Annotated in this window: 12 protein-coding genes; 7 read left to right on the plus strand and 5 right to left on the minus strand. The window is 59.2% G+C overall.

Annotated elements, in window-relative coordinates; translation table 11 throughout:
- Positions 1–7: 7 nt before the first annotated feature.
- Positions 8–526 carry a cupin domain-containing protein gene (locus C1X29_RS05920; RefSeq protein WP_102717049.1) on the minus strand — a complete coding sequence of 173 codons (519 nt, stop codon included), beginning with the start codon at positions 524–526 and terminating at the stop codon, positions 8–10.
- A 97-nt stretch (positions 527–623) separates the two neighbouring features.
- Positions 624–1442, minus strand: coding sequence for a shikimate 5-dehydrogenase (locus C1X29_RS05925; protein WP_102717050.1), 819 nt, complete (start codon positions 1440–1442; stop codon positions 624–626).
- Between the two features lie 254 nt (positions 1443–1696).
- Between C1X29_RS05925 and C1X29_RS05930 the strand changes: the two genes are divergently transcribed.
- The 3 genes from C1X29_RS05930 (at position 1697) to C1X29_RS05940 (ending at position 2785) form a co-directional block, all read left to right on the plus strand.
- Complete coding sequence (locus C1X29_RS05930; protein ID WP_007951578.1) at positions 1697–2047, plus strand: hypothetical protein; 351 nt, start codon at positions 1697–1699, stop codon at positions 2045–2047.
- A gap of 258 nt (positions 2048–2305) precedes the next feature.
- On the plus strand, positions 2306–2500 hold the full coding sequence (locus tag C1X29_RS05935) for a hypothetical protein (RefSeq protein WP_085745904.1): 195 nt from the start codon (positions 2306–2308) through the stop codon (positions 2498–2500).
- 102 nt (positions 2501–2602) lie between these two features.
- On the plus strand, positions 2603–2785 hold the full coding sequence (locus C1X29_RS05940) for a hypothetical protein (protein ID WP_085745903.1): 183 nt from the start codon (positions 2603–2605) through the stop codon (positions 2783–2785).
- Here C1X29_RS05940 and C1X29_RS05945 read toward each other — a convergent pair.
- Positions 2782–3843 carry an AI-2E family transporter gene (locus C1X29_RS05945; protein ID WP_102687130.1) on the minus strand — a complete coding sequence of 354 codons (1062 nt, stop codon included), beginning with the start codon at positions 3841–3843 and terminating at the stop codon, positions 2782–2784. The two genes, C1X29_RS05940 and C1X29_RS05945, sit on opposite strands and share 4 nt — an antisense overlap.
- Before the next feature lie 156 nt (positions 3844–3999).
- Here C1X29_RS05945 and yegQ point away from each other — a divergent pair, with 156 nt between their 5' ends.
- Together yegQ and C1X29_RS05955 are read left to right on the plus strand one after the other, a co-directional pair.
- The gene (yegQ, locus tag C1X29_RS05950) at positions 4000–5328 is read left to right on the plus strand and encodes a tRNA 5-hydroxyuridine modification protein YegQ (protein ID WP_102717051.1); all 1329 of its coding nucleotides are present in this window, start codon (positions 4000–4002) and stop codon (positions 5326–5328) included.
- A gap of 185 nt (positions 5329–5513) precedes the next feature.
- Positions 5514–6521 carry a hypothetical protein gene (locus C1X29_RS05955; protein WP_102717052.1) on the plus strand — a complete coding sequence of 336 codons (1008 nt, stop codon included), beginning with the start codon at positions 5514–5516 and terminating at the stop codon, positions 6519–6521.
- Between the two features lie 59 nt (positions 6522–6580).
- Here the strand turns inward: C1X29_RS05955 and C1X29_RS05960 are convergent, their stop codons facing one another.
- Complete coding sequence (locus C1X29_RS05960) at positions 6581–7447, minus strand: LysR family transcriptional regulator (protein ID WP_102717053.1); 867 nt, start codon at positions 7445–7447, stop codon at positions 6581–6583.
- 102 nt (positions 7448–7549) lie between these two features.
- Here C1X29_RS05960 and C1X29_RS05965 point away from each other — a divergent pair, with 102 nt between their 5' ends.
- Positions 7550–8443 carry a DMT family transporter gene (locus C1X29_RS05965; protein ID WP_102717054.1) on the plus strand — a complete coding sequence of 298 codons (894 nt, stop codon included), beginning with the start codon at positions 7550–7552 and terminating at the stop codon, positions 8441–8443.
- 18 nt (positions 8444–8461) lie between these two features.
- On the opposite strand, the gene C1X29_RS05970 is transcribed toward C1X29_RS05965, so the two are convergent.
- Positions 8462–9178: a FadR/GntR family transcriptional regulator gene (locus C1X29_RS05970; RefSeq protein ID WP_102717055.1), complete on the minus strand. Its 717-nt coding sequence runs from the start codon at positions 9176–9178 to the stop codon at positions 8462–8464.
- Positions 9179–9542: 364 nt separating this feature from the next.
- Here C1X29_RS05970 and C1X29_RS05980 point away from each other — a divergent pair, with 364 nt between their 5' ends.
- Positions 9543–10889, plus strand: a complete 1347-nt coding sequence (locus tag C1X29_RS05980) for an MFS transporter (RefSeq protein WP_102687128.1) — start codon at positions 9543–9545, stop codon at positions 10887–10889.
- Positions 10890–10897: the final 8 nt, after the last annotated feature.

Consider the following 10897-nt stretch of genomic DNA (forward strand, 5'->3'; position numbering starts at 1 on the left):
GGCGGCGTTATTCGCCGTCCCAGTAATCCACCCCATCCGCCTGCCGCGCCACCGCGACGAATCCCGAGGCATTGCCTTCGGCATCGACGCTGAAGTTGTCCATCACCGCGTATTTGTTCGAATCCGGGTACTCGCAGATTTCCGGTTGCTGCTGGGTGCTGACCGCCAGATAGCGCAGCTCCGCAGCACTGGTATTGATGATCTGATGCGCGGCTTCCGGGCCGCCCGGCGGACAGGCGATCACGTCACCGGCGCGGATCGGGAAACGTTCGGCGCCGAGGCGCACCTCCCCTTCCCCGGCCACCACGTAAAACATTTCCTCATTGACCCGATGACTGTGAAACGGACTGCCGCGCATGCCCGGCGGCAGCGCATACAGACGATATCCGAGCTTCTGCGCGCCCAATTGCTGGCCGACCCGGGCGAACCGTTGCTGATAACGCCCGGCGGTTTCGCCCTCGGGGGACAGGGCTTCGGGAAGCGGTTCGAGTTCGACGTCATTCAGGTTGAGAATGGGCGGATGCATGCAAACCTCGGCTTTTGTGATGGGCAAGTCTGTGCTTGCTGATCCGGCAGTATAGGCAACGACAAATCCGGGCGAATATGCCGTTGCTCAGACTCCATCAGCTACGGGCAAACGCCACCGCCGCATCGAACTGCTCGACAGTCGGCCGCACGCCGGTGTACAGCACGAACTGCTCCAGCGCCTGGATCGCTATCACTTCCAGCCCGGTGATCACTTTTTTGCCTTCGGCACGACCGCGCACGATCAGCGGGGTTTCCGAGGGGATCGCCACCACATCGAACACGGTGTCGGCAGACTTGATCACATCCACCTCAAAAGAAAGCTGACCCGCTTCCGGACCGCCATCCATCCCGACCGGAGTTACGTTGATCAACATCTGCGGGCGCTCGTCACCCAGTTCCGCCTGCCAGCGATAGCTCAGGGAATCCGCCAGCGCGCGGCCGGCGCGCTCGTTGCGGGCCACGATCAAACCATTTTTGTAACCGCCATCGCGCAAGGCACTGGCCACAGCCTTGGCCATGCCGCCGCTGCCGCGCAGGGCGAAAGTCGTGTCCTTCGGCACCGCGTGGGTTTCCAGCAACTGAGCAATGGCGATGTAATCGGTGTTGTAGGCCTTGAGATGGCCGTTGGTGTTGACGATGGTGTTGATCGACTGGATCGCCGCCGCCGAAGCATCCAGTTCATCGACCAGCGCAATGCAGGCTTCCTTGAACGGCATCGACACGCCGCAACCGCGAATCCCCAGCGCGCGGATCCCGCCGACCGCACCGGGAAGGTCCTGGCTGCTGAACGCCTTGTAGTAGAAATTCAGACCCAGTTGTTCATACAAATGGTTATGAAAACGCAGACCGAAATTCCCGGGACGCCCAGACAGGGACATGCACAATTGGGTGTCTTTGTTGGGGTTCATCTGCATGGGAGGCTCCTTCGAATGCACTTTCGGATGGACGGGATTAGCCAGGCCATCGGGTTCTGAACGATCATAAGGCGGTCTGTTCCGGGCATCACAGCCGATGCCGGAAATCCGGTAAACAAACCGGTACAGACCTTACACAAAATTTACTTAGCGGCCGTGCTGTTTTTCAAAATGTTGCTGTCTTAGAAGTATCCCCGCGCCATCCCGAGCCTGTTGCAGGCCCGGACGCCGGGTCGAAGAACCGAGGAATTATCATGATTCGTAAACTCCCCATCGTGGCCTTGTTGATTGGTGCATTCGCGATCACGGGTCAGGCAGAAGCCCACGGCGGTGGCTGGCAGGGCCCGGCGGTATTTGGTGCGATCGTCGGCTCGGCCATCATCGGCTCGGCGCTCATCAACCAGGATCGGCCGGTGTACGTCCAACAGCCTGTTTACGCTCAACCGGCACCGGTCTACGTGCAGCAACCGCCGCCACCGGTCTACTATCAGCCGGCCCCGGTTTATGTGCAGCAACCGGTCTACGTCCAACCGGCCCCGGTCTATTACGGCCCGCCGCGCGGTTATTACGGCCGGCCACACTATTACGGTGGCCCGCGCTGGTAACCGAAACACAAAGCCCCGCTTGAGAGCGGGGCTTTTTATTGCTCGCAGATTATTGCCCACGGAAAAGCCAACCGTCCGTCGGCCAAGGTCTGAAAAAATCTCGCCAAGGTCGCTGTGGGGACAGTTTGAACCGTTAAAGTCGGCATGATGGACTCGACCGTCGGGGGCAAAACACAAACGGTCATCTATTTGTCATGACGGAACCGCACTCTGAATCCGTCCGCATACAACAGGTTGATAACAACAAGGACGACTTGAATGCCTACACAGAATCCACACCGCATCGTCGGTTTATGCACCTCGAGCAAGGTCTACAACGCCCTGACCGAGCTCAAGCACCTGGAAGGCCACCGCACGGCGAAGTTTCTCTCGCTACTGGCGGAAAACCTGGTGCGCAAGGGTTTTATCAACGAACACGAGATTGTGCACATGCTCGATCAAGTGGTGGATTGAGCCAGTCCTCACTGGCGTCAATGACCACTATCGAAAGCGTTGATTGTTCCTGAAAAGGCCAATTCCCTAAGGTAGCTCCATAGATTGATGGAGGTACTTCTCATGGCTCAGGTTCAAATCATGTCCGTTATCGGCAGCGCCGTTCCCGCATCGCTCAGAGAGCTGGGCTTGCTCGCCTGCTGGTATCTGGTTCGCGACGGCGAGCCGGTCAGCGGCCCGCTCACATCCTTGCCGGCCGCCCAGGCACTGTCGCAGCAACTGGTCAACGATCCGTTCAAGGCCTAAGGCAGCTGCACTTTCGGTTTGCTCTCGATGAACAGCGCCCAGCTCGACATGAACAGGGCCGCGATCAGCGGCCCGATCACAAAGCCGTTGAGCCCGAAGACGGCCAATCCGCCCAGGGTCGAGATCAGGATCATGTAGTCCGGCATCCGGGTGTCCTTGCCCACCAGGATCGGGCGCAACAGGTTATCCACCAGACCGATCACGAATACCCCGAACAACCCCAGCACCACCCCCTGCCAGATCATCCCGCTGAGCAGAAAGTACGCCGCGACCGGTACCCAGACAATTCCCGCCCCCACCGCCGGCAGCAACGACAGAAACGCCATCAGCACCGCCCAGAGCAATGAGCTGGGAATGTCGAGAAACCAGAAAATCGCCCCGCCCAGCGCACCCTGCGTGATCGCCACCAGCAGATTGCCCTTCACCGTGGCGCGCACCACGCGGTTGAATTTCAGCTGCAAACGACGCTTGTGATGCTCCTCCAGCGGGATCGCGGTGCGCACCTTGCGCGCCAGTTCGGCGCCGTCGCGCAGGAAGAAAAACAACAGGTACAACATGATGAAAAAACTCACCACGAATTCGAACGTGCCTTGGCCGAAACTGAAGGCTTGGCTCGCCAGCACCTGACTGCCCTGCATGGCGGCCTTGACGATCTTTTCGCGCAGGGCATTGAGCTCGCCCATGCCGAAACGGTCGAGCAGATGCTGAAAGTACGGTGGCAGGCTGTGCTTGAACTGCGCCAGATAGGCGCCGATATCGAGCTTGCCGCTTTCGATATTGTCGTAGAGCGTGGCCCCTTCCTGCACCAGCAGCACACTGAGGATGATCACCGGCAAGATTGCGATCACCAGGCAGATGCTCAAGGTACACAAGGATGTGAGGTTGCGTTGCCAGCCGAATTTCAGTTGCAACTGGCGCTGCATCGGTGCGAACAGGATGCCGAGGATCACCGCCCAGAACACCGCGCCGTAGAACGGCAGCAGGATCCAGATAAAAGCGACCGTCACCAGAAACAGCAGCACGGTGAGGGATTTGAATTGCAGACTCTTTTGGTTCATGTCCGGTCCAGGTCAGTCAGGCGCCACCCGCGCCCGTCCCGTTTAGTCAACCAGCGTCAGCACGAGTGCCCTGTTTCTTCATGGAGCATAGATCCAGATCAATAAACCCTCGGCACAACTGCTCTACCCTGCCGCGCTTTTGCGACCGACGCCGCCATGACGACCTCCTTCACCCCCGAACTGCTCGCCCCCGCCGGCACCCTGAAAAATATGCGCTACGCCTTCGCCTACGGGGCCGATGCAGTGTATGCCGGCCAGCCGCGCTACAGCCTGCGGGTGCGCAACAACGAGTTCGATCACGCCAATCTCGCGCTCGGCATCCGTGAAGCCCAGGCCCAGGGCAAGCGCTTCTACGTGGTGGTCAACATCGCGCCGCACAACGCCAAGCTGAAGACCTTCCTCAAGGATCTTGCACCAGTGATCGAGATGGCGCCGGATGCGCTGATCATGTCCGACCCCGGACTGATCATGCTGGTACGCCGACACTTTCCGCACATGCCAATCCACCTGTCGGTGCAGGCCAACACGGTGAACTGGGCGAGTGTCGAGTTCTGGCAGCAACAAGGGCTGAGCCGAATCATCCTGTCCCGTGAACTGTCGCTCGAAGAGATCGGCGAAATCCGCGAACAAGTGCCGGGCATGGAGCTGGAAGTGTTCGTCCACGGCGCACTGTGCATGGCCTACTCCGGCCGCTGCCTGCTCTCGGGTTACATGAACAAGCGCGACGCCAATCAGGGCACCTGCACCAACGCCTGCCGCTGGAAATACTCGGCGCAGGAAGCCAGCGAAAACCATCTCGGCGAAATCGTGCAGACCTTCGAACCGCAACCGACCCTCGGCCTCGGCGCCCCCACCGATCAGGTGTTCCTGTTGCAGGAAGCCAACCGTCCCGGCGAGCTGATGCCGGCCTTCGAAGACGAACACGGCACCTACATCATGAACGCCAAGGACCTGCGCGCGGTGCAGCACGTCGAACGCCTGACCCGCATGGGCGTGCACTCACTGAAGATCGAAGGCCGGACAAAATCGCACTTCTATTGCGCACGCACCACCCAGGTCTATCGCCGGGCCATCGACGATGCGGTGGCCGGCCGCGAATTCAACCGCAGCCTGATGACCGATCTGGAATCCCTCGCCCAGCGCGGCTACACCGAAGGTTTCCTGCGCCGCCATGTGCATGACGAATACCAGAACTATCAGAACGGCAGCTCAGTGTCGGAGCATCAGCAGTTTGTGGGTGAACTGACCGGCGAGCGCCGGGATCGACTGGCCGAGGTCAAGGTGAAAAACCGCTTCGCACTGGGCGATCATCTGGAACTGATGACGCCCAAGGGCAACTTCCATTTTGATCTGCATGAACTGCAGAACCTGAAAGGTGAAGCCATCGACGTGGCGCCGGGGGACGGGCACACGGTGTACCTGCCGATTCCGGATGCGGTGGATTTGCGCTTCGGGTTATTGATGCGGGATATCGGCGCCGCCTAATTATCCAATCCGCCCTACTCAGAGTAGAAACCTCCAATCGGGCAAGGCGACATGGATGGCGGCCATCAAGACTTGTCGAGTAACGCCGATAAACAGAGAGATCAAAAAACACTTCCCTTGCCAGGAATCGATCACAAAATGACGGCGGGGCAACCAAGTGCTTGGCCTACAAGGAGCGTTATCCAATGCTAGACCTCATATACATCGTCGAAGACCAGCCTGCATCCGCCCCCTCTGAAATAGATGACTCACGCTACACCCCAAACTTCACACTCTCAGGTCAAGACCCTGCGCTCCTGAGTGCAAAACCCAACTATTCAGGGCCAACTGCGGCTGCGCTAGCGGCCCTGTCCGCGTCGTCATTCCTGACTCCTATGCTGCCAATTTCTCTGATAGCTGGCGCCGCTGCAGCGGGTGCAGCAAGCATTGGCGGATCGCTTTTCACAAAAGATCGCAGTGCCACACCCGAGCAACCGCTCCCAGTCATAACAGAGGAATCACGTTCGCTCGCAGCGTACATACGACACCATTCGTTGTCCCGCAGCCAAGCAAAAGACGCTGGATATCGCTTCCAGCCTGGGCACCCCGTTGTTGGCAAGGCGTACCGTAAACACCCACTGAATGACTACCCAAATCCGGAAAATGGGAAACTGTACATCCCAAGCGACAGCTACGATGCAATCCTTCTGGAAGAGCGCGAGTCAGAACTGATCAAGCTGCTAGTCCATCTCGGGGCTACGAAAATCAGCATTACCAAAAAAGCCTCGGACAAAACCCGCAATACCATTACCGGAGGAGTGTCGGTGCAAGCCGGCTCCCTGGGAGGTGGAGATGCCAGTTACATGGGTAAAACTGAGCGCGACACTGACACACTCGACACTCGTGAATTCTCGCTAACTGGCAGATCCTGGAAAGCAGACAGCAAAGCCGATCGAGACAACTTCTTTTGGCTTTCCTACGAGCCATCCTGGAAGGCTGTCGTATTCGCCCGCGAAGTCGGCGGGTGCCTGACAGCCTCACTGGAAATAAAAGAGACCACGTCATTCTCCACGGACAAAAACCTGGAACTGTCAGTTAAGGCAAAACTAGTTGAAGTCGGCGCACAGGCAGGCAATTCGAATCTGGAAGCTGAAGAAAAAACATATTTCGTAAAAGCAGAATTCGCGCCGGTAAACCATAGCGCCGATGGTTGATGCAAGACCGTCAAGTCGCCCCGTATCCCTCATGAGGGGTCAGGGTGAAGGTGATTGCTTTATCCAGCGAACTCCTCGCGCAACATCGCCACAAATGCCTCACGCGCCGGGTGCACCCCGGCGTTTTCATGCCAGTAGAACAAGTTGTCGATGGCCGCCAGTTCCGGGAATTCGTAACCCGCACACCCCGCGCCTTTGGCGTATTGCTCGAACACGCCTTTAGGCACCAGGGCCACGCCGGCGCCGGCACTCACGCAACCGACAATCGCCCCGTAACTGGCCAGACTGACAATCGGCAACGCCAGGCCCTTACGCAACAGCCAGTGCTCCAACGCGGCGCGATACGGACAGCCTTGCGGCCACATGAACACGGTTTTGTCCTGCAAATCGTCGAGGTCGCGCACCGGCCCGAACGAGGTCGATGCGATCAGCAGCAATTCTTCGCGATACATCGGCGTGCGCTTGAGCTGCGAGCGCTCGACGTCCACCGCAACGATCGCGCCGTCGAGTCGATGGCTGACGGTATCGTCGAGCAGTTGCCCCCAGGTGCCGGTGGTCAGTTCCAGCGCCACGTTCGGGTAGCGCTTGTGAAATTTTGCCAGCAGGCGCGGCAAACGCCCGGTCGCCGAAGATTCGATGGCGCCGATGCGTAGCGGCCCGGAAGGTTCGGCGGCAGGATCGACTGCGCGCTTGGCTTCAGCCGTCAGTGCCAGAATCTTCTCTGCATAAGCGAGAAAGGTCTGCCCCGCCGGACTGATCCGCAGCCCGCGCCCTTCGCGCAGAAACAACGCCACACCCAGTTCCGCTTCCAGGGATTTGATCCGTGCCGTGATATTCGACGGGACGCAAAACAGCTTTTCAGCCGCTTTGGCGATGCTGCCGACCTCGGCCACGGTCTTGAACATGCGGATCTGCGCCAGCTCCATAATTCGTCACTCACAGTGAATGGTTGGCGCAGTATAAGTCAGTTGTGACGAATGATTGACCGCCCGGATACTTGGCGCATCAACCCTCTTGGTGCCTCGCTCATGCCTTCCACTTCGCCTTTGAAAATTCTGTTGGCCATGGCTTTCGTGGTCGGTTGCTGGGCCTATTCGCCGACCGGCATCCACATCGGCCTGCAAGCCTACGACCCCGGTCATCTGGCCTTGCTGCGGTTTCTGCTGGCGTCGCTTTTCATGGCGGTGATTGCAGGTTTCAAGGGCATTCATCTGCCGCGCCTGCAGGATTTGCCGCTGTTGTTTGCCCTGGGCTTCTTTGCCGTCAGCCTGCATCACGTGGTGCTGAACATTGGTCAGCAAAGCGTCAGCGCTGGCGCGTCGAGTGTGCTGGCGCAATCGACGCCACTGTTCAGCACGCTGCTGGCGCGGTTCCTGTTCAAGGATCGGGTCAGCGTCTGGCGCTGGGGTTGTGTGTTGCTGGGATTCGTCGGCGTGGTGATCGTGGTCAGCGGCGATCGCGGCCTCGGCAGCCTCGACGCGCACGGTTTATTGATCCTGCTGGCCGCCGTGTCATGGAGCGTTTACTTCGCTCTGCAAAAACACCACGCCGGACGCTACGACGGGCTGACGCTGGTTTGTTACACGGTGTGGTCCGGCACACTGTTGCTGTTGATCTACTTGCCGGGGCTGGCCGACAGCGTGGCCAGTGCGCCACTGCGGGTGCAATGGGCGGTGCTGGGTCTGGGCGTGTTTCCCAGCGCCCTCGCCTATCTGGCGTGGGCATTCGTGCTCAAGCATGTGGATCTGAGTCGGGCGACGATGACGCTGTACCTGATTCCGCCGACCGCGATGGGGATTGCCTCGGTGGGTTTAGGTGAGCGCCCGACGCTATTGGTGCTGGTGGGCTCGGCGGTAGTGCTGATCAGTGTCCTGGCGTTGAATCTGGAGCGGCCGACGGTGGTGCGGGCCATAGAGACTTGAGTCGCGGGGGGGGGGGCGTTAGGCGCCGCCCGCCGAAAACCGGTCACGACTATTGGTCAGGTGCAGCCACATCGCCGCACGCGCCGCGTCCGGGTCCTGACGCTTGATCGCATTGAGGATCGCTTCATGCTCAAGATTCGCCAGTTGCCCGAGCTTGCTCAAATCCACCGCCCCGCGCTCGGCCGCGTTGACCCGGGTGCGCGGGATCATTGCGCTGCCCAGGTGCTGCATGATTTCGGTGAAGCAGACATTGCCGGTGGCTTCGGCAATCAGCAGGTGGAAGCGCCGGTCGGCCTCGACGCAACTGTCGTTGTTGGCCAATAGACGCTGATAGTCGTCCAGCGCCTGACGCATCTGCGCCAGTTGTTGCTCGGTGCGGCGCTGCGCAGCCAGTGCCGCCGCTTGCGTCTCCAGTCCCATGCGCAATTCGAGAATGCTGCGCACGCCCAGCGCGGTGTCGACATTCAGCCGCAATCCCTGCTCCGGCGCGCGCTCGATCACGAAGGTGCCGATGCCGTGCCGCGTCTCCACCAGCCCCGACGCCTGCAATTTTGAAATCGCCTCACGCACCACGGTGCGACTGACGCCGTGTTCCTGAACGATCGAGTTTTCCGACGGCAACTTGTCACCGGGCAACATCTGGCCGAGCAGGATGCTCTGGGTGAGTTTTTCCACCAGATCATGGGCCAGGTTGTGCGCGCGTTTACGAGCGGGAGCGTCGAGGTCTTCTTGCATGGTCGGTTCCGGTGATCGAGGCAAACCGATCGTAGCACTGGCGGCGATGACTTGTATGAGCTCCTATGAATTTCGGGGCCAAACTTGTATGACAACACTCGATTTTAGCTAGAAAACCACGCACTTCGCCGAGCAATCGCCCCACGATCACTGCCCTAGAAAGCTTTCTCATATCTGACACAACCCTTACCAAAGCCAACAAATACGGCAATTAATATCTGAAAAAGCATAAAAACCACTCCCCGTAGACAAATTTGATTGAGCACTCCCGCTTGTAGGACAAAAAAACCTAGTTGTATGATGTCTATCAACAACGCAACACCAGACATACCCCGCATAAAAATAACGAGTGGGAGAAAACCAAGTGAAATCATCCATTGCCGGGATGAACGAGGGCGCCGATTCCGTGCTGTCCTCCGCCATTGCCAAAGTCAAACGCCACGTCCTGCCGCTGTTCGTCATCATGTTCATCGTCAATTACATTGACCGGGTGAACATCGGCTTCGTCCGCACCCACATGGAACACGACCTCGGCATCGGTGCCGCGGCCTACGGTTTCGGTGCCGGACTGTTCTTCATCGGTTACGCGCTGTTCGAAGTCCCCTCCAACATGCTGCTGCAAAAGGTCGGCGCACGAATCTGGCTGACCCGCATCATGCTCACTTGGGGCCTGGTGGCCGCCGGCATGGCGTTCATCCAGAACGAAACCCACTTCTACATCCTGCGATTTCTGTTGGGCGTGGCCGAGGCCGGGTTCTTTCCCGGGGTGATCTACTACTTCACACGCTGGTTGCCGGGGGCCGAGCGCGGCAAGGCGATTGCGATCTTCCTCAGCGGTTCGGCCGTGGCCTCGCTGATTTCCGGCCCGTTGTCCGGTCTGCTGTTGCAGATCGAAGGTCTGGGCATGCACGGCTGGCAGTGGATGTATTTCATTGAAGGGATGTTCTCGGTTGGCCTGTGCGTATTCGTCTGGTTCTGGCTCGACGCCAAACCCCACGATGCGAAATGGCTGACCCGCGCCGAGCAGGATGCGCTGGTCAAAGCGATCGACGATGAACAGAAAGCCCGCGAAGCCGCGACCCCGATCCGGCCGTCGCTGGGCAAACTGCTCAAGGATCGCCAGATCATCCTGTTCTGCCTGATCTACTTCTTCATTCAATTGACCATCTACGCCGCGACGTTCTGGCTGCCGAGCATCATCAAGAAGATGGGCGAGATGAGCGACTTCCAGGTCGGCCTGTTCAACTCGATTCCGTGGCTGCTGTCGATCATCGGCATGTATGCGTTCGCCTCATTCTCGGCGAAGTGGAAACACCAGCAAGCGTGGGTCGCCACTGCATTGCTGATCGCCGCCGCGGGGATGTTCATGTCCACCACCGGTGGGCCGATTTTTGCCTTCGTCGCGATCTGCTTTGCCGCACTGGGTTTCAAATCCGCCTCGTCACTGTTCTGGCCGATCCCGCAGGCCTATCTCGATGCGCGGATCGCCGCTGCCGTGATCGCGCTGATCAACTCGGTGGGCAACCTCGGCGGCTTCGTCGCCCCCACCACTTTCGGTTTGCTGGAACAACACACCGGCTCGATCCAGGGCGGCCTCTATGGTCTGGCCGCGACCTCGATCATCGCCGCGATCATCGTGTTCGCCGCTCGTATGACACCCAAATCCGCACCTGAAGTCGCCGTGGCCGATGCCGCGCCAAAACACGCTTGAAAGGACAA

The sequence above is a fragment of the Pseudomonas sp. GW456-12-10-14-LB2 genome (genome assembly GCF_002884345.1).
Classification (GTDB): Bacteria; Pseudomonadota; Gammaproteobacteria; order Pseudomonadales; family Pseudomonadaceae; genus Aquipseudomonas; species Aquipseudomonas paraglycinae.

Bases quoted from the DNA above. Each gene is read 5' to 3' on its own strand.
- C1X29_RS05920 (WP_102717049.1), bottom strand. From the start codon at position 526: ATGCATCCGCCCATTCTCAACCTGAATGACGTCGAACTCGAACCGCTT.
- C1X29_RS05925 (WP_102717050.1), bottom strand. From the start codon at position 1,442: ATGCAGATGAACCCCAACAAAGACACCCAATTGTGCATGTCCCTGTCT.
- C1X29_RS05930 (WP_007951578.1), top strand. From the start codon at position 1,697: ATGATTCGTAAACTCCCCATCGTGGCCTTGTTGATTGGTGCATTCGCG.
- C1X29_RS05935 (WP_085745904.1), top strand. From the start codon at position 2,306: ATGCCTACACAGAATCCACACCGCATCGTCGGTTTATGCACCTCGAGC.
- C1X29_RS05940 (WP_085745903.1), top strand. From the start codon at position 2,603: ATGGCTCAGGTTCAAATCATGTCCGTTATCGGCAGCGCCGTTCCCGCA.
- C1X29_RS05945 (WP_102687130.1), bottom strand. From the start codon at position 3,843: ATGAACCAAAAGAGTCTGCAATTCAAATCCCTCACCGTGCTGCTGTTT.
- yegQ (WP_102717051.1), top strand. From the start codon at position 4,000: ATGACGACCTCCTTCACCCCCGAACTGCTCGCCCCCGCCGGCACCCTG.
- C1X29_RS05955 (WP_102717052.1), top strand. From the start codon at position 5,514: ATGCTAGACCTCATATACATCGTCGAAGACCAGCCTGCATCCGCCCCC.
- C1X29_RS05960 (WP_102717053.1), bottom strand. From the start codon at position 7,447: ATGGAGCTGGCGCAGATCCGCATGTTCAAGACCGTGGCCGAGGTCGGC.
- C1X29_RS05965 (WP_102717054.1), top strand. From the start codon at position 7,550: ATGCCTTCCACTTCGCCTTTGAAAATTCTGTTGGCCATGGCTTTCGTG.
- C1X29_RS05970 (WP_102717055.1), bottom strand. From the start codon at position 9,178: ATGCAAGAAGACCTCGACGCTCCCGCTCGTAAACGCGCGCACAACCTG.